Origin of the sequence: Neptunicoccus sediminis (assembly GCF_001719615.1) — a bacterium.
Classification (GTDB): Bacteria; Pseudomonadota; Alphaproteobacteria; order Rhodobacterales; family Rhodobacteraceae; genus Amylibacter; species Amylibacter sediminis.
In genome coordinates, this window is sequence record NZ_MDVX01000004.1 from 48,606 (window position 1) to 67,203 (window position 18,598).

Sequence of the window (18,598 nt, forward strand, 5' to 3'; positions counted from 1 at the left end):
GGCAACAGTAAGTGATGCACTTCTGAAACGGCAGAGCAGTATAATATGCATCTTGGTATTCTTTGGCGGCGCTTAAACACCTGGCGTAAAAGGCGGCGGGTGCAGACGGTCTTTGCGATTTCGCTGGCCCTCCTAGCGCCGATTCTGGTGTTCACCACCTATTTTGTGCTGCGTGCGACCAACGGATCGGTCTCTAACGACCTGATCCGTTTTGTTTTGCTCTGCGATTTTGTCTACGTGCTAGTGGTGGCCGCATTGGTTAGCCAGCGAATCCTGCGCATTGTCACCGCTCGCAACAAAAAGACCGCCGGATCGCGGTTGCACATGCGTTTGTCCGGCGTTTTTGCCTTTGTAGCGCTGGTGCCGACGGTCATGGTGGCGGTGATTTCGACGATTTTGCTGAACTTCGGGTTTGAGAACTGGTTCTCGACCCGTGTGCAGAACGTGGTGGGAAATTCGCTCGCCGCGGCACAGGCTTATGAAAACGAGCAGCGCAATGATCTGGTGGCAGACGCGCAATTGCTGGCGCAGTTTCTGAACCAGCAGCGACGCATCCTCGGGATCAATGCGGAGGCGGAATTGCGTTCGTCGCTGACGCTTGGCCAGCAGCGCATCCAGCGGGGGTTGAAGGAAGCCTTCGTCATAGATGGGGCCGCAAACCTGCGGGCTCGGGGCGAGCGGAGCTATCTGTTTGATTTCGAGCCGCCCTCTGAAAACAGTTTGCGAGAGGCCGAAGCGGGCAAAACGGTTGTCATTCAGGATTGGGACAATAACGAGTTTCGCGCGCTTGTGCGGCTGACCACCTATCCGGACCGCTATATCTATGTGTCCCGCCGCGTGGACGGGGAAATCCTGAACCTGCTGGATGAGACCAAGGAAACCGTTGCGCTGTATAATCAGGGCGAGCAGGAGCGCGACCAGCTTTTGTTTGATCTGGCGCTGATCTACATGGCTTTTGCCCTGATCGTGATTCTGGCGGCGATCTGGCTGGGCCTGTGGTTTGCCGAACGTCTGTCCCGACCTGTGGCCCGCCTTGCAGGGGCGGTGGAGCGTGTGGGCGAGGGTGATTTGGGGGTGCAGGTCCGCGAAGAGGACAGCGACGACGAAATCGCCATGCTCGGGCGGATATTTAACCGGATGACCCAGCAGGTGAAACGCCAGCACGACGACCTGATCGAAGCGAACGAGCGGACCGAACGGCGCCGCCGTCTGTTTGACAGCGTACTGTCGGGGGTGACGGCGGGTGTGATCGGGCTGAACGAACATGGCCGGATCGCCATGATGAACACCGCAGCGGCGCGGCTGCTCGGCCTTGATGAAGAGCAGGACGTAAACGTTGAACTGGTTCTTGCCGTGCCGGAGTTCAGCGGCCTTTTTGCCAAACTCGAAGAAAAATCCAGCGGCGTTGCGCAAGAGGAAATCAGGCTGACCCGCACCGGAAGTCCCGAAATCCTGCTGGTGCGGGTAGCCAAGCGCGTCTCAGAGGACGACGAGCTTGAAGGCTATGTTGTGACCTTTGACGATGTGACCTCGCTTGTCTCGGCCCAGCGCATGGCGGCTTGGGGGGATGTGGCCCGCCGGATCGCCCATGAGATCAAAAACCCGTTGACGCCCATCCAGCTGTCAGCGGAACGGATGAAGCGCAAATTCGGCCCGAAACTGGGCGATGAAGGTGCGGATCTTGCCCAATATGCGGATGTTATTATCCGGCAAACTAATGATTTGCGCCGGATTGTGGATGAATTCTCAAAATTTGCCCGCATGCCGGAACCCGAACGGCGGGATCAGGATCTTGCAAAACTGATCCGCGATGTGGTGGTGCTCCAGCAATCAGCACTAAGCCCGACCAAGGTGAGCCTTGATATGAAAGCTGACAGCATTCACGCGGTCATTGACGCTACCATGTTCAATCAGGCGATGACAAACCTGATCAAGAACGCCGGGGAAGCCATTGAAGGCATGGAGGAAAAACCCGAAGGCTTTGCGCCGGAAATCCGAGTGATCGTGCGTTGCGAAAACGGTGCGACCGAGATCGAGATACAGGATAACGGCATGGGACTGCCTGCGGAAAACCGCTCCCGTTTGTTTGAACCCTATGTGACACATCGCGATAGTGGCACGGGACTGGGACTGCCGATTGTGAAGAAGATTATTGAAGAACACGGCGGCACGCTGGAACTGTTGGATGCGCCCGCATTCGACGACTCCGGTCGGGTCGGCGCAATGGCACGTATCGTTTTGCCATTTGGGAATGAATTAAGTAACGTAACCGAAAATATAAAGGTTGCCTGATCAAAGGCGACTGTCAGGAGTGGTAATATGGGTGACATTCTCGTCGTTGATGATGAAAAAGATATTCGTGAACTGGTGTCCGATATTCTGGTGGACGAGGGTTATACAACCCGCAAGGCGGCCAATTCGGATGATACTTTCGCAGAGATCAACAAAGACGCGCCGGATCTGATTATTCTGGATATCTGGCTGAAAGACAGCCGTCTGGACGGGATCGACATCCTGAAAACCGTGCGCCGCGATAACCCCGATATTCCGGTGGTGATCATTTCCGGCCACGGTAATATCGAAATCGCTGTGGCTGCGGTAAAGCAGGGTGCTTACGACTTTATCGAAAAACCCTTTAACATCGACCAGTTGATGGTGGTGATTGCGCGGGCGATGGAAACCTCCCGTTTGCGGCGCGAGAATGCGCAGCTAAAGGTCAAGGATGTGACATCTTCGGTTATGGTTGGCCAGTCCACGGCATTCCGTAATCTGCAAAGCCAGCTTGATAAAGTGACCAAAACCAACGGCCGTGTGATGCTGACGGGGCCTTCGGGCTGTGGCAAGGAAGTGGCGGCACGCTACATCCACTCCAAATCCGACCGCGCCAAAGCGCCGTTTGTCTCGGTCAACTCTGCCAGCATCGAACCGGACCGTATGGAAGAGGTTCTGTTCGGACGGGAAGGCGGCGAGCGGGGGTTTGAACCGGGGCTGCTGGAACAGGCCCACGGCGGCATCGTGTTCTTTGACGAAGTGGCGGATATGCCTATTGGCACCCAGTCCAAAATCCTGCGGGTTCTGGTGGAGCAATCCTTCACCCGTGTGGGCGGTTCGGACAAGGTGCGGGTGGATATTCGCGTGCTATCGGCCACAAACCGCGATCTGACACAGGAAATCGCTGCCGGACGCTTCCGCGAGGAATTGTACCATCGTCTGAATGTTGTGCCGATCAATGTGCCATCACTGGAGGCGCGGCGCGAAGATATTGCGCTGCTGGCCCAGCATTTCATGGAAGAACTCAACGCGGCACAGGGATTGCCTGTGCGCCCGCTTGGTGAAGAAACCGAAGCCCTGTTGCAGACCATGACCTGGCCCGGAAACGTGCGCCAGTTGCGCAATGTAATCGAACGGGTGCTGATCCTTGGTCCCGATAAAGGCGAGATCGAACCCTCCGAAATTCCCGGCAACGAGAGCGGTAACGGCGGTGAGGGCGCAGGTTTGTCCAACACCTATGCCATGCTGCCCCTGCGCGAAGCCCGCGAGATGTTCGAGCGGGAATATCTGATGGCGCAGATCAACCGTTTTGGCGGAAATATCTCACGCACGGCCAATTTTGTCGGGATGGAGCGCAGCGCGCTGCACCGCAAGCTGAAAACCCTCAACGTCGTGACTACCAACAAGGCCGGTACCCGCATCGCGGAAATAGAGGATGCGGCAGCGGAGACCCTTGGCGATTGACGCAGCCGTCCAAACTGGTAGCACAGGCCCATAGCGACAGGAGCCTGACATGAAGGTTATCGTATGTGGCGCAGGACAGGTCGGCTGGCAGATTGCCCGCCACCTTGCTGCGGAAAACAATGAAGTCACCATCGTGGACAACAATCCGGCCCTTGTGAATCAGGCAACGGATTCCCTTGATGTTTCCGGTATTGCCGGATTTGCCAGCTATCCCGATGTCCTGCGCCGTGCAGGGGCGCGGGATGCGGATATGATCATCGCGGCGACCCATTCGGATGAAGTGAACATGGTTACGTGTCAGGTGGCCCATTCGGTGTTCTCGGTCCCGCGAAAGATTGCCCGCCTTCGGGCGCAATCTTATCTCGATGTGATCTATACCGACCTGTATCAACGGGACCACCTGCCGATCGACGTTGTGATTTCGCCGGAAAAAGAAGTGGCCGCCGCCGCGCTGCGCCAGTTGGCAGCGCCCTCTACATTCGACAGCGAACCTTTTCTTATGGGTCAGGTGGAAATGCTCGGCATTACGCTGGACGAGGATTGCGCGGTGGTGAACACGCCGCTGCGCCAACTGTCAGAGCTGTTTTCAACCCTGCGCGCATTGGTCTGTGGCGTACGTCGGGACAACCGCCTGTTCACCGCGACCCCCGAGGACCAGTTGTTCGTCGGGGATCAGATTTATCTGTTCACCCACAAGGACGATGTGGGTCGCGCGCTGGAAATCTTTGGCAAAACAACCAAGAAGCGGGAACGGGTGATCATCATTGGCGGTGGCAATGTGGGCCTTGCCGTTGCCAGCGAACTGGAAAAACGATCTGACAGGGTGCGGGCCAAGGTGATCGAAAAATCCCGCCCCGTGGCCGAACGCGCTGCCGAGGCGTTGGAACGGACCATTGTGCTGCACGGTGACGGGCTGGATATGGACATGCTGATGGAGGCGAATCTCGATAAGGCAGATGCGCTTCTGGCGGTGACGGATGATGACAAAACCAACCTTCTGACCGCCACCCGCGCCAAGGCCGAGGGCTGTCCGCAGGTGGTGGCGCTTGTGAATGACAACGGGCTGGCCCCGCTGATGCGTCCCCTGAACATTGACGCATTCATCCATCCCCGCGCGACAACCGTCTCCTCGATCCTGCGCCATATCCGCCACGGTCGGGTCCGGCAGGTCTATTCCATTGGCGACGCCGAGGCCGAGGTGATCGAAGCACAGGTGATGTCCACCTCTCCGATTTCAGGCAGTGCAATCCGCGACATCAACATCCCCGAAGGCGCGATCATTGCGGCTGTGAAAAAAGGCGAAAAAGTCCTGCGCCCCGAAGGGGATACGCGCATTGAAGACGGTGACATCGTGGTGATATTCTCACTTGCACGCCATATCGAAGACGTAGAACGGCTGCTGCAAGTGCGGATCGACTTTTTCTAACGCAATGGCCTGGCTGCGCTCCCTTCCACTCTTTGTCCAGCTGCTGGGTTTTGCAGTGGTGATGATGTATCTGCCAATGGTCTTTGCCATCCGGCTGGAAGACTGGGTGGTGGCCCGCACCTTCTTTTACTACACAACCTTCCTGCTGATCCTGCTTGCGCTGGTCGGGATTGCCGTGTCGGGCTATTCGCCCCCCAATACCGCGCGTAACTATCTTGTGACGGTGTTTGCGTCGTTTCTGGTTATTCCCGCGTTGCTGGCCCTGCCGTTCAACTATCTCATCAATTCGATCACCTACTTTCAGGCTTATTTTGAGATGCTCAGCAGCCTGACAACCACAGGGGCAACCCTGTTTGACGATCCGACAATCGTTCCGGCGCCGCTGCATCTGATGCGGGCGATTGCTGGCTGGGTCGGCGGTTTTTTTATCCTTGTCGTGGCGATGGCAATTTTTGCGCCTCTCAACATCGGCGGATTTGAGATATTCGCCGCAGGGCAGGGATTGCAAAAGTCGAGCAACCAGATCGGCAGTGCGGATGCCAAACAACGGCTTGCGCGGTACGGAGAACAGATTTTCCCGATATATCTGGCGGTTACGGCGGCGCTGACACTGGCCCTGCTGGTGGCCGGTGACCGCACACTGGTGGCGGTCTCCCATGCGATGTCGATCGTCTCCACCAGCGGGATTTCTCCGGTGGGCGGTCTGGAGGGGGCCAGCAGCGGTTATGCGGGTGAGGTTTTGATGTTCCTCTTTCTGTTCTTCGCTGTCTCGCGCCACTCTTTCTTCTTTGCCAGCAGCAAGGAATTCTTTCAGAACCTGAAGCTCGACAAGGAAATCAACCTTGCGCTGGCCTGTCTGATTATTATTCCCGTTCTGTTGTTCCTGCGCCACTGGACCGCCGCCTATGAGGTCTCGGCCGGGGCCGAGGTGCCCAGCGTCATTGCCGCGATCTGGGGCTCCATGTTCATGGTCCTGTCCTTTTTGACCACCACCGGATTTGAAAGTGCCGCGTGGGAGGGCGCACGCAACTGGTCCGGCCTTGGCACGACCGGCCTGATTTTGATGAGCCTGTCTGTCATGGGCGGTGGTATCGCCACCACCGCGGGCGGGGTGAAATTGTTGCGGGTCTATGCGCTTTACAAACACAGCCAGCGGGAAATCCAGCGGCTCAACCATCCGAACTCTATCGCCGGATCATCGCGCCGCGTGCGCCTGATCCGCCGTGAGGGGGCGCAGATCGCTTGGATTTTCCTGATGCTCTTTGCCCTGTCGCTCGGTCTGGTGGCGCTGGCGCTTTCGGCCACGGGAATCAGCTTTGACGACAGCATCCTGTTTGCAACCGCTGGCATGTCCAATACCGGTCCGCTGGCCCATGCCGCCGGTGAGAGCTTTACCGGCTATGCCAATATTTCGGACACCGGCAAACTGATCCTCTGTGTGGCCATGATTCTCGGCCGGTTGGAGGCTTTGGCCGTGATCGCGGTTCTGAACCCCAATTACTGGCGATAAATTACCACAGCTTGCTAAAAAACGAAATTTTCTACTGGTCAAACCCCGTCATTGTCTCTTAGGCTCTTTCGGAACGAAAACAATATCCCGCGCCAATCAATGCGGGGCATAAAACTGAAAGCTGACAAAAATGGCTGGCGACAAACAAAACCTGCAGGACGCATTCCTTAACAATGTTCGCAAACAGAAGGTCTCGGTGACGATCTTTCTGATCAACGGTGTAAAGCTTCAGGGCATGATTACCTGGTTTGATAACTTTTGTGTTCTATTGCGTCGCGACGGCCAAAGCCAGCTTGTCTACAAACACGCCATTTCGACCATCATGCCGGCGCAGGCCGTGCAGTTGTACGACGGCGAGGAAAGCTGATCCTTGGAACGCGCCTGCGTCCTCCACCCCGATATCGCCAATCAGGAAACACGCCGCGCGCCAGAGCATGCTCTGGCAGAGGCTGTGTCCCTTGCCCATGCCCTGAAACTGGACGTGGCCTACGGCGAAGTTGTGAACCTGCGCAAACCGCAGGCCGGCTTGCTGTTCGGGAAAGGTAAACTCGAAGAACTGGATGCGCGGATCAAGGCCGAAGAGGTGACGCTTGTCATCATCGACGGCCCCGTTTCCCCGATCCAGCAACGCAATCTGGAACGGCACTGGAAAGTGAAAGTGCTGGATCGCACCGGTCTGATTCTGGAAATCTTCTCGGATCGCGCCGCCACCCGTGAAGGCGTGCTGCAAGTGGACCTTGCCGCGCTCAGCTATTCCAAAACCCGTCTGGTCCGCGCCTGGACCCACCTTGAACGCCAGCGGGGTGGTCTGGGCTTTGTGGGCGGTGCCGGTGAGACACAGATCGAATCCGACCGCCGCGCTATTGACGATGCGATTGTCCGGCTGAAAAAACAGCTCTCCAAAGTGGTGAAAACCCGCGAGCTGCACCGCGCTGCCCGTGCCAAGGTGCCCTATCCGATTGTTGCCCTTGTGGGCTATACCAACGCGGGCAAATCCACCCTGTTCAACAAACTGACCGGCGCGGATGTGATGGCCAAAGACATGCTCTTTGCCACGCTGGATCCGACCATGCGCGAATTGGAACTGCCCGAGGGCCGCAAGATTATCCTGTCAGACACGGTGGGGTTCATTTCCGAACTGCCAACCCAACTGGTCGCAGCTTTCCGCGCCACGCTGGAAGAAGTGCTCGATGCGGATCTGATCCTTCACGTGCGCGATATTGCCCATCCCGAAACCGAGGCTCAGGCCGAGGACGTGAGGGATATTCTTACCGATCTCGGGATCAGCCAGACTGCCAGTGATACGATGATCGAGGTCTGGAACAAGGTGGACCTGCTCCCCCCCGAGGCATATGAGACAGCCCGCAACACAGCGGAACGCTCTGACAACATCGAGATCCTGTCGGCCGTGACAGGGCAGGGCATCGACACGTTGCTGGACAGTGTGGCCAATGCGCTGGACGATCCCAAAACAACCGAAACCCTGCGTCTTGCCTTTTCCGAAGGCGCACGCCGCGCGTGGTTGTTCGAGCAGAATGTGATCGACGAAGAAGAACTCTGGGATCAGGGCTATAAGATCACCGTCACATGGACTGCCAAACAAGCGGCGCAGTTTGAAAAATACGGCAGCTAGGCCGCTCCATTTTCGTCAAATATCCCCGCCGGAGGCTTCGGCGGCTTGCGAAGATCACCGCTGTCTCAGCCCTGCGACACATCGCAGGGTAAACCGGCGGTGTTTGCACCACCCCATCACGCTGCAGCCCTTTCCCTTGCACCCAAACCTGCTACATTTTGGGTAACCAAGGATATTGCAATGCCCATACCGCCCCGGCCGACATCGAACCAGCCCTCACTGCCCCAATCCATCGACGCAACGCAAGCGATGCTGTCGGATGAAAACTACATTTGCGACCGTGCACTTGCCACGCTGGTCTATCTGGCCCTGACCCTGAAACGCCCCGTTTTTCTGGAGGGCGAGGCAGGTGTCGGGAAAACCGAACTGGCCAAAACGCTGGCCAAGGCGCTGGGGCGGGATCTGATCCGGTTACAGTGTTACGAAGGGCTGGATGCGGCCTCGGCGGTTTATGAATGGAACTTCGCCGCCCAGATGATCGCTCTGCGTGCTGCGGGTGAGGGTGGTTTGGATGAAGATGCGCTGTTCAGCGACAAATATCTGATCCGCCGCCCGCTTCTCGAAGCAATGCAGCCCCATGAAAACGGCCCGCCGATCCTGTTGATTGATGAAATCGACCGCACCGACGAACCGTTTGAGGCATTTCTGCTGGAGGCGCTTTCGGATTATCAGGTGACGATCCCCGAGCTTGGCACCATCAAAGCCCCCGAGCCACCGATCGTGATCCTTACCTCCAACCGCACCCGCGAAGTGCATGACGCGCTCAAGCGGCGCTGTCTTTATCACTGGGTCGATTACCCGTCGTTCGAGAGGGAATTTGACATCCTGCAGGCCCGAGCGCCGGAGGCGAGCGAAACCCTCAGCCGCGAGGTTGTGGCCTTTGTCCAGTCCCTGCGCGAAGCGGATCTGTTCAAAAATCCGGGTGTTGCGGAAACCATTGATTGGGCCAAATGTCTAGTGGCGCTGGATGCTGTGGCGCTCTCGCCGGAGGTCATTGCCGATACGCTTGGGGCGGTTTTGAAGTATCAGGACGATATTGCGAAACTGGCCGGATCAGAGGCAACGCGGATACTTGATACGGCCCGCGCACGTCTGGCCACACAATGAGCCGGCGATGATCCGCGCAAACGGTATCCTTCCTCCGCAGGGGCGATTATCGCGCAACATCATCTATTTCGTGCGCACCCTGCGCCGTGCCGGTGTTCCGGTGGGGCCGGCCCAGACACTGGGCGCAATCCGCGCTGTGGAAGCGGCGGGTTTTACCGAAAGGCGGGATTTCTTCTTTACGCTGCGGGCCTGTCTTGTGTCCCGCGCCGAACATCTTGACGTGTTCGAGCGGGTGTTTTCCATGTTCTGGCGCGATCCCGAATTTATCGAGACCATGATCCAGACCATGTTGCCGATGATCCAGACCCAAAACGCGCCCAAAGCCCCGAAAACCGCAGAGCAGCGCGCGGCCGAGGCCATGCTGGAGGGCGCACCGCCCCCGGCGCAGCCGGATGTCGAGGATGCCCGCGAGGAAGTTGAACTGGACGCAGAATTCAGCCTCTCTGCAAACGAAAAGCTGCAATCTATGGATTTCGAGCAGATGAGCAATGGGGAAATGGCCGAGGCGAAACAGGCGATTGCGCAGATGCGCCTGCCGATCAAACCGATCCGCAACCGCCGCCTGACGCCGAGCCATTCCGGCAGCCGCATTGATGCCCGTGCCACATTGCGCGGGGCCATGCGCACAGGGGGCGAAATCCTGAAACTGCCCCGCAAAACCCAAGGACACCGCAACCCCGATCTGGTGGCGCTCTGTGATATTTCCGGTTCCATGTCCACCTATTCAAGGCTGTTCATGCACTTCCTCCATTCGGTTTCTCTGGCCAAGGGGCAAGGTTGGGCGCAGGTACACAGCTTTACATTTGGCACCCGCCTGACCAATATCACCCGCAGCCTGTCCCAGCGGGATCCGGACGCTGCGCTGAAAACGGTCGGGCAACTGGCCAAGGACTGGGACGGGGGAACGCGGATCGGGGAATCCCTTGCAGACTTCAACAAAAATTGGTCGCGGCGTGTCCTGTCCCGCGGGGCGGTGGTGCTGCTGGTGACGGACGGACTGGAACGGCAGGACCCCGAAGAACTGTCCCGCGAGGCCCGCCGCCTGCGCCTGTCCAGCCGTCAGGTGATCTGGCTCAACCCGCTGATGCGCTGGGACGGGTTTTCGCCGCAGGCCGCAGGCATCCGTGCGCTCTTGCCCCATGTTGACAGTTTCCATTCCTGTCATAGTCTGAATGCTCTGCGGGATCTGACAGAGGCCCTGTCCTCGGGCGGGTCCGGCGAAAAACAACGATTGATGGCGATGCTATGACACAGACAAATCCCGACAATATGCCCGAAGTGGTGCTCGACTATATCAATCACGGCCACCGCGCCGCCCTTGCCACGGTGGTGGAAACATGGGGCAGTGCGCCGCGACCTGTGGGCGCGCAACTGGCGATCCGCGATGATGGTGAGTTTCAGGGCTCGGTTTCGGGGGGCTGCGTCGAAGGCGCGGTGGTGGCTGAGGCGCTGGAGGCGCTTGAAACAGGGGATTGCCGCCTGCTGGAATACGGTGTCTCTGATGAAGAGGTCTTTGCTGTCGGGCTGGCCTGCGGCGGGACGATCAAAGTGCTGGTCGAACCTGTGGGCATCGGGCAGGGGCCGGATGTGCAGGATATTGAAGCGATTGCCAAGGCCCGCGAAGCCCGCCGACCCGTGGGTATCCAGACCAACCTGACCAACTGGCACCGCAGGTTGATCGGGCCTGCGGATGCACAGACACGGTTTGCCTCGGATAAATCCGGCATGGACGGGGATGTGTTCACTGTGATCCAGAACCCGCCGCTGCGGCTGGTGGTTGTCGGGGCTGTTCATATCGCCCAAGCCCTGCTGCCGATGGCAAGAATTGCGGGATATGCGCCGTTTCTGGTGGACCCACGGGACAGTTTTGCCAGCCAGTCACGGTTTCCGGATGAAACCATTCTGAACGACTGGCCGGATGCTGCCGTTGAACAGCTTGGACTTGATGCCCGCACCGCCCTTGTAACGCTGACCCATGATCCCAAACTTGACACGCCCGCGCTGGCGGCCGGTTTGAAATCGGATGCGTTTTATATCGGGGCGCTCGGGTCCGGTCGCACCCATGCCAAACGGCGGGCGCAACTGGAAAAACTCGGATTTGAGGCTGCGCAGATCGACCGGATCAGCGGGCCTGTGGGACTGGACATCGGCGCGGCCACTCCGGCGGAAATTGCCCTGTCGGTCATGGCCGAGATGACCCAAATCCTGCGCAAGCGATGAAATTCGGACCGCTTCCCCTGCGCGAAACGCTCGGGCATACGCTGGCCCATTCCTTTCATCAGGATGGGCTGCGGCTGGCCAAGGGTCATGTGATCCGTGCCGAGGATATAACCAGACTGGAAGCGCTTTTTGTGACGGAACTGACAGTGGCGCAGTTCTGCCCCGACGACGTTGAAGAAAATGCGGCGGCGGCGGAACTGGCTGCGGGACTTGCCGCGCCGCTGATCCGAGTGACAGAGCCATTGAACGGACGGGTCAATCTGATCGCAACAGGCGCCGGAGTGCTGCGGCTGGATGCCAGTTCGATCACGGCGTTTAACACGGTAGACCCCTCCATCACCATCGCGACCCTGCCGGATTATGCGCGTGTGAATGAGGGCACGATGGTCGCCACGATCAAGATCATCCCCTACGCGGTGCCACGGGACAAGGTGGTACAGGCTGCGGCGAAGCTGTCCGCTGACTGTCTGACCCTGCATCCGTTCCGCCCCAAAACCGCGCAACTGATCCTGACGCGCACCTCCGGTTTCAAACCGTCCCTGCTGGATAAGGGCGAGGCGGCTGTGCGTGCACGTGCCGTTACGCTGGGACTGTCGCTTGAGGGGGTGGAAACCGTGCCCCACACGCAAAACGACATCGCAGCGGCGATCCGGCGGGCCGGGGGTGCGGACATGGTGCTGATCCTCGGGGCTTCTGCTACGTCAGACAGCAATGACGTTGCTCCGGCGGGGCTGGTGGATGCGGGCGGCAGGCTTACCCGATTTGGCATGCCGGTTGATCCGGGAAACCTGCTGTTTCTGGGGGAACTTGCGGGCAAGCCTCTGGTGGGACTGCCCGGATGTTGCCGATCCCCTGCCTTGAACGGGGTAGACTGGGTGCTGGAAAGGCTGATGGCCGGACTGCCTGTGTCCCATGACGACATTGCCCTGATGGGGGTGGGCGGCCTGTTGAAAGAGGTTCCCGCCCGCCCGCAACCCCGCCGCATCCGCAAGTCGGGGAAATCTGCTGCGCCTCATATCCTGTTGTTGGCCGCAGGTCAGTCGCGCCGGATGCAGGGCGCGCACAAACTGTTGCGGGAAATTGACGGGGTGCCGCTGGTCCGGCGCACGGCGGAACGCTTGCTGAGGTCCCGCGCGGGTGGGCTCAGCATCGTTATAAACCCGCAAAACACTGCCGTCGAAAAGGTTCTGGAGGGTTGTAATGCGCAACTGGTGCCGGCCCGTGATGCGTCAAGCGGACTTGCTGCAAGCCTGCGGGCCGGTATCAACGCGCTCCCCCCCGAGGCTGGAGCCGTGATCATCGCCCTTGCCGATATGCCAGAGGTTACTGCCGATGACATTGACGCGTTGATCAACGGGTATGATCCTGCGCGGGGGGCTGCAATCGTGGCACCGGTGGCCCCGAACGGGAAACGGGGCAATCCGGTGCTGTTTGACAAGCGCTATTTTGAATCGGTGGCCAGCCTTGAGGGGGATAGCGGCGCGAAATCCCTGATCGACGCGGAATCTGACAATCTGCGTCTGGTGCCACGGGGGGCGGGGGTTCTGGTTGATCTTGACACGCCCGAGGCTTGGGACAACTGGCTTGAGGAGCGTGCTTCGTCCTGACCGCTTGATTTATTGCCGGACCCGTGGTCTGGTTGCGGTGGGAGGATCCATCATGCCAGCGCAGCAATACGCCAGCCATGTGGAAAAGGTACATGCACAAGTCGAAGGGCGCGCGCCTGCACGCTCTGCCATTGCCGCGTCCTGGGCGCGGTCCATGTTCCATCACGGGCTGGAACCCGATTTGCGGCGTCCGCAGGATCTGCTCAGCCAGTCCGAACTGCGCTTTGAACAGCAGCGGCTCGACCGGCTTTTGCATATTGCCAAACCGATCATGGAAAACCTGTTCACGGCCGTGGTGAAAACCGGCTGCTGTGTGATGCTGACCAATAAGGACAGCGTGGTGCTGCACCGTCTGATCCATGACGTGGATGAACGCCCGCTGAACGTGCTTGGCGCCCGCTCCGGCGCAATCTGGAGCGAGCAGCGCGTGGGAACCAACGGCGTTGGCACCTGTGCTTTGGAAGAACGCCCCGTGTTGATCTATAAGGACCAGCATTACCTAGAGGAAATCATCGGCATGTCCTGCGCCGGCGCGCCGATTTTCGATGCCAGTGGCGATCTGATTGCGGTGCTGGATATTTCCAGTGCGCGGGATGATATGAACGACAGTTTCGCGCAGATGATGGCCTCATTGGTGATCAGTGCGGCCAACCGGATTGAAACCGAATATTTTCGTGCGTCTTTTGACGGGGCACGCATCATCGTCGCGGATGAGGTTACGGCCCTTGGCACGCCGCTGCTGGCGTCGGATCGGGATGATCTGGTAATCGGGGCGAACCGCGCGGCGCGGCGTCTTTATGGCCTTCAGCATGAGACTTTTGACATTCCGCTGCCGCGCACGGAAATCCTGCCGGACGAGGCACCTGCGCTGGGTTTGAAAGATGCGGAACGGGCCGCTATCCGCCGCGCTATGGCAGCGGCACGGGGCAATGCGACCCTTGCAGCCAAGCAGTTGGGCGTCAGCAGGGCCACCTTTTACCGCCTTCTGAAAAAGCACCAGTTGTCCTCCTGACGCGGGTTGTCGCAAACATGAGACAGTTTGCAACAGCAATGTGTCCGTCTTGCCCTGCGGGACAGGGCGGGATCGTTGACAGGGCAAAGCCTTCTGCAGTCTAATTTTTGAAAATTCGGGAGGATTACATCACATGGATATGTCAGGCGAATACCGCATTGCCGCCCCCATTCAAACCGTTTGGGACGCAATTCAGGACCCTGAAATCTTGCGCGGCGCCATTCCGGGCTGCGAAGAGTTAGAGAAAACCAGCGACACGGAAATGAGCGCCAAAGTGTCTCTGAAAATCGGCCCCGTGAAAGCCAAATTCGCAGGCGAGGTCACGCTGAAAGACATGGACGCGCCAAATTCCCTGAAAATTGAGGGCGAAGGCAAAGGCGGTATCGCCGGTTTTGCCAAGGGCGGCGCGGATGTGCAACTGGCCGAAGACGGCAATGAAACCATCCTGACCTATCAGGCCGAAGCGCAAGTAGGCGGCAAAATTGCCCAGCTTGGCTCTCGGTTGATCCAGTCCACGGCGGCGAAGCTGGCGGATAAGTTCTTTGCCAACCTGCGGGACGAGCTGGAAGACAGTTAACACGTAAATTACATATTCAGGGCCGGTTTGCCCGTCAATTCTGGGAGGAAATCATGACGAAAGTAACAATGACCGTGAACGGGAAGGCGCGCAGCGCCGAGGTGCCCGACAACACCTTGCTGGTGGACTATATCCGCGAGAACCTGCGGCTGACCGGAACCCATGTGGGCTGTGATACATCCCAATGCGGGGCTTGTGTGGTCCATGTGAACGGACAGGCGGTCAAAGCCTGCACCATGCTGGCAGCCTCTGCTGAGGGGGCCGAGGTGACAACCATCGAAGGTGTCGCGGCAAGCAAGGACGATCTGCACCCGATGCAGGTGGCGTTTAAGGAAAACCACGGTCTGCAATGTGGCTTTTGTACGCCCGGCATGATCATGACCGCCACCGATATGGTCTCGCGCTATAAGGAAGCTGGAAAGACGCTGGACGAACATGCCATCCGCGAGGAACTGGAAGGTAATATCTGCCGCTGCACAGGCTATCATAACATTGTCAAAGCGATCGCTGACGGCGCATCGAAAATGGCATAAGGGAGGGTTTAACCATGACAGATCAAGGAATTGGCGCCCGTGTCCTGCGCAAAGAGGACAAACGTTTCATCACCGGAAAAGGCAAATATACAGACGATATTGTCCAGCCTAATCAGGCTTATGCAGCCTTCGTGCGTTCGCCCCATGCCCATGCAAATGTGAAAAGCATTGATACCTCTGCCGCCGAAGCGATGGACGGGGTTGAAGCGGTTCTGAACGGTCATCAACTGACAGGGGACGGGATCGGAAACATCATCTGCGGATGGGGGATCACCTCTAAAGACGGCAGCCCGATGAATATGGGCGCATGGTCCGCGCTGGCCACAGATAAGGTGCGTTATGTGGGCGATGCGGTGGCCGTTGTCATCGCAGACAGCAAGGCGCAGGCGCAGGCCGCTGCCGAAGCGGTGATGGTGGATTACGAAATCCTGCCCGCCACCTCTAACGTGCTTGCCTCCATGAAAGAAGGTGCCCCGCAAATCCACGAAAACGCGCCGGGCAACCTGATTTTTGATTGGGAGATCGGCAACAAGGATGAAACCGACGCAGCACTTGCCTCGGCCCATCACACAACCACGATGGAGATCACCAACAACCGGCTGTCGCCAAACCCGATGGAACCCCGTTCTGCGGTGGCGACTTTTGATGAATCCGAAGATCACTACACGCTATACACCACCTCTCAGAACCCCCATGTGGCCCGTCTGGTGCTCTCAGCGTTTTACAATGTAGCGCCAGAGCATAAATTGCGGGTGATTGCGCCGGATGTGGGGGGCGGCTTTGGTGCCAAAATCTACATTTATCCCGAAGAAATCGTCTGTCTCTGGGCGTCGATGAAGACCAACCGTTCAGTAAAATGGACCTCCACCCGCTCCGAAGCTTTCCTGACAGATGCCCACGGGCGGGATCATGTCTCGACTGCGACAATGGGCTTTGATGCGGACAACAATATCGTCGGTTTCAAGATCAACACCAAGGCAAATCTCGGGGCCTATATGTCCCTGTTTTCCTCTTCGGTGCCGACCTATCTCTATGCAACGCTTCTGTCGGGCCAGTACAATATCGCCAATGTGTATTGCGATGTGCAGACCTATTACACCAATACGGTGCCTGTGGATGCCTACCGCGGGGCAGGGCGGCCGGAAGCGGCCTATCTGATTGAGCGGATGATGGAAACCGCTGCGCGGGAACTGGGTGTTGATCCGGGCGAATTGCGGCGTCAGAACTTTGTGCGGGAATTCCCCCATCAAACGCCGGTGATTATGGCCTATGACAGTGGCGATTTTGCCGGAAACCTTGATCAGGCCAAAGCCGCCGCCGATGTAGCCGGATTTTCTGCGCGCAAGGAAGAGGCGGCCAGGCGGGGCAAACTGCGGGGTTTGGGCTATTCCAACTATATCGAAGCCTGCGGCATCGCACCTTCGGCTGCGGTCGGATCACTTGGCGCGGGTGTCGGTCTGTGGGAAAGCGCGGAAGTCCGTGTAAACCCTGTTGGCACCATCGAAATCCTGACAGGATCGCACAGCCACGGGCAGGGGCATGAAACCACCTTTGCCCAGCTTGTGTCAGAGCGGTTCGACCTGCCAACGGACAACATCCAGATCGTTCATGGTGACACCGACAAGGTTCAGTTCGGCATGGGCACCTATGGTTCGCGCTCCGGTGCGGTGGGCATGTCCGCGATTTCCAAGGCGCTCGACAAGGTTGAGGCCAAGGTCAAAAAGATCGCGGCCCATGTGCTGGAAGCCTCTGAAGATGACATTGTCATTGAAGGCGGCGAGGTGAAGGTCAAAGGCACCGACAAGGCGATGGGCTGGCATGAAGTCGGGCTGTCCGCCTATACCGCCCACAACCTGCCCGAAGGCATGGAACCCGGCCTGAAAGAAGGGGCATTTTACGACCCGACCAACTTTACCTTCCCTGCGGGCTGTTACATTTGCGAGGTCGAAGTCGATCCGCAAACCGGTGTTACCGAGATCGTGCAGTTCACCGCATCAGACGACTTTGGCACCATCATCAACCCGATGATTGTGGAAGGTCAGGTGCATGGCGGGATCGCGCAAGGGATCGGTCAGGCCATGCTGGAACATGCGGTCTATGACGATGACGGGCAGCTTTTGTCGGGGTCTTATATGGATTACTGCATGCCCCGCGCCGACGATGTGCCAAACTATACCGTCAGCCATCACAGCACCACCTGTCCGGGCAATCCGCTGGGCATGAAAGGCTGCGGCGAGGCAGGGGCCATCGGTTCACCGCCAGCGGTGATCAATGCCATCACCGATGCCATCGGCAACAACAACCTGTCCATGCCAGCCACCCCGTCGCGGGTCTGGGCAGCCCTGCAACAGGTCTCTGCGGCGCAAGCGGCCGAATAAGGAGTGATAGACCATGTATGATACAACTTACTACCGTGCGTCCTCTGTTTCGGATGCAACATCGAAACTGGCAGGCACCGAGGACGGCAAGTTTCTGGCCGGCGGGCAAACCCTGATCCCGACCATGAAACAACGGCTCGCCGCGCCCTCCGATCTGGTGGATGTCTCGGGGATTGATGCCCTGAAAAACATCAGCGTAGACGGTGACACGGTGACAATCGGCGCGGCCTGCACCCATGCGCAGGTGGCCGGATCATCCGAGGTGGCGCAGGCTATCCCCGCTCTGGTTAGTCTTGCCAGTGGCATCGGAGATCCCGCTGTGCGGGCTCGTGGCACCATCGGCGGGTCTATCGCCAACAACGATCCAGCGGCGGATTATCCGGCGGCCTGTCTTGGCCTCGGGGCGACTATCGTGACGGATTCACGGGAGGTTCCGGCGGACGAATTCTTTGTGGGCATGTTTGAAACAGCCCTTGAGGAAGGCGAGATGGTCACTGCGGTGAAATTCCCCAAACCTGCCAAAGCCGGATATGCCAAATTCCCGAACCCCGCGTCCCGTTACGCAATGGTTGGCGTGATGGCAGCCCAAACCGCAAATGGCGTACGGGTTGCGGTTACGGGGGCTGGCAATGACGGTGTATTCCGCCACAGCGCACTGGAAGAGGCGCTTGGCGCGAACTGGTCCGCGGATGCGGCTCAGGGCGTCAGCACCGATGCCGCAGATATGATGGCCGATATTCACGGATCGTCCGAATATCGCGCCCATCTTGTTGGCGTCATGGCAGGGCGGGCCGTTGACAACAGTTAAGGACTGCTAAATCAAAGAAGGGCCTTTGTCGGTAACGGCGGGGGCCCTTTTT

Annotated in this window: 15 protein-coding genes; all 15 read left to right on the plus strand. The window is 58.5% G+C overall.

Translation table 11 applies throughout. From position 1 onward, the window contains the following. Window positions 1-45: 45 nt before the first annotated feature. On the plus strand, window positions 46-2,292 hold the full coding sequence (locus BFV97_RS08725) for a sensor histidine kinase NtrY-like (protein WP_069299981.1): 2,247 nt from the start codon (window positions 46-48) through the stop codon (window positions 2,290-2,292). A gap of 27 nt (window positions 2,293-2,319) precedes the next feature. Beyond that, window positions 2,320-3,735: a nitrogen assimilation response regulator NtrX gene (gene ntrX, locus BFV97_RS08730; RefSeq protein ID WP_069299982.1), complete on the plus strand. Its 1,416-nt coding sequence runs from the start codon at window positions 2,320-2,322 to the stop codon at window positions 3,733-3,735. A gap of 49 nt (window positions 3,736-3,784) precedes the next feature. Continuing rightward, complete coding sequence (trkA, locus tag BFV97_RS08735; protein ID WP_069299983.1) at window positions 3,785-5,161, plus strand: Trk system potassium transporter TrkA; 1,377 nt, start codon at window positions 3,785-3,787, stop codon at window positions 5,159-5,161. Between the two features lie 61 nt (window positions 5,162-5,222). Further along, window positions 5,223-6,671 carry a TrkH family potassium uptake protein gene (locus BFV97_RS08740; RefSeq protein WP_245667668.1) on the plus strand — a complete coding sequence of 483 codons (1,449 nt, stop codon included), beginning with the start codon at window positions 5,223-5,225 and terminating at the stop codon, window positions 6,669-6,671. A gap of 130 nt (window positions 6,672-6,801) precedes the next feature. Then, a complete protein-coding gene (gene hfq, locus BFV97_RS08745) occupies window positions 6,802-7,038 on the plus strand; it encodes an RNA chaperone Hfq (RefSeq protein WP_069299985.1) in 237 nt (78 codons plus the stop codon). Between the two features lie 3 nt (window positions 7,039-7,041). After that, window positions 7,042-8,304, plus strand: a complete 1,263-nt coding sequence (gene hflX, locus BFV97_RS08750; RefSeq protein WP_069299986.1) for a GTPase HflX — start codon at window positions 7,042-7,044, stop codon at window positions 8,302-8,304. 180 nt (window positions 8,305-8,484) lie between these two features. Beyond that, on the plus strand, window positions 8,485-9,411 hold the full coding sequence (locus tag BFV97_RS08755; protein ID WP_069299987.1) for an AAA family ATPase: 927 nt from the start codon (window positions 8,485-8,487) through the stop codon (window positions 9,409-9,411). Window positions 9,412-9,418: 7 nt separating this feature from the next. Then, window positions 9,419-10,660: a vWA domain-containing protein gene (locus BFV97_RS08760; RefSeq protein WP_069299988.1), complete on the plus strand. Its 1,242-nt coding sequence runs from the start codon at window positions 9,419-9,421 to the stop codon at window positions 10,658-10,660. Continuing rightward, complete coding sequence (locus BFV97_RS08765) at window positions 10,657-11,631, plus strand: XdhC family protein (RefSeq protein WP_069299989.1); 975 nt, start codon at window positions 10,657-10,659, stop codon at window positions 11,629-11,631. The genes BFV97_RS08760 and BFV97_RS08765 overlap by 4 nt, the downstream gene beginning before the upstream one ends. Next, complete coding sequence (locus BFV97_RS19205; RefSeq protein ID WP_069299990.1) at window positions 11,628-13,238, plus strand: NTP transferase domain-containing protein; 1,611 nt, start codon at window positions 11,628-11,630, stop codon at window positions 13,236-13,238. Before BFV97_RS08765 ends, BFV97_RS19205 begins: the two co-directional genes overlap by 4 nt. A 52-nt stretch (window positions 13,239-13,290) precedes the next feature. Then, entirely contained in the window at window positions 13,291-14,250 is a 960-nt protein-coding gene (locus BFV97_RS08775; protein WP_069299991.1) for a GAF domain-containing protein, read from the plus strand. 133 nt (window positions 14,251-14,383) lie between these two features. Then, window positions 14,384-14,827: an SRPBCC family protein gene (locus tag BFV97_RS08780; RefSeq protein ID WP_069299992.1), complete on the plus strand. Its 444-nt coding sequence runs from the start codon at window positions 14,384-14,386 to the stop codon at window positions 14,825-14,827. 53 nt (window positions 14,828-14,880) lie between these two features. Next, window positions 14,881-15,360: a (2Fe-2S)-binding protein gene (locus BFV97_RS08785; protein ID WP_069299993.1), complete on the plus strand. Its 480-nt coding sequence runs from the start codon at window positions 14,881-14,883 to the stop codon at window positions 15,358-15,360. A gap of 14 nt (window positions 15,361-15,374) precedes the next feature. After that, window positions 15,375-17,738, plus strand: a complete 2,364-nt coding sequence (locus BFV97_RS08790; RefSeq protein ID WP_069299994.1) for a xanthine dehydrogenase family protein molybdopterin-binding subunit — start codon at window positions 15,375-15,377, stop codon at window positions 17,736-17,738. A gap of 13 nt (window positions 17,739-17,751) precedes the next feature. Next, a complete protein-coding gene (locus BFV97_RS08795) occupies window positions 17,752-18,546 on the plus strand; it encodes an FAD binding domain-containing protein (RefSeq protein WP_069299995.1) in 795 nt (264 codons plus the stop codon). The last annotated feature ends 52 nt before the right edge of the window (window positions 18,547-18,598 follow it).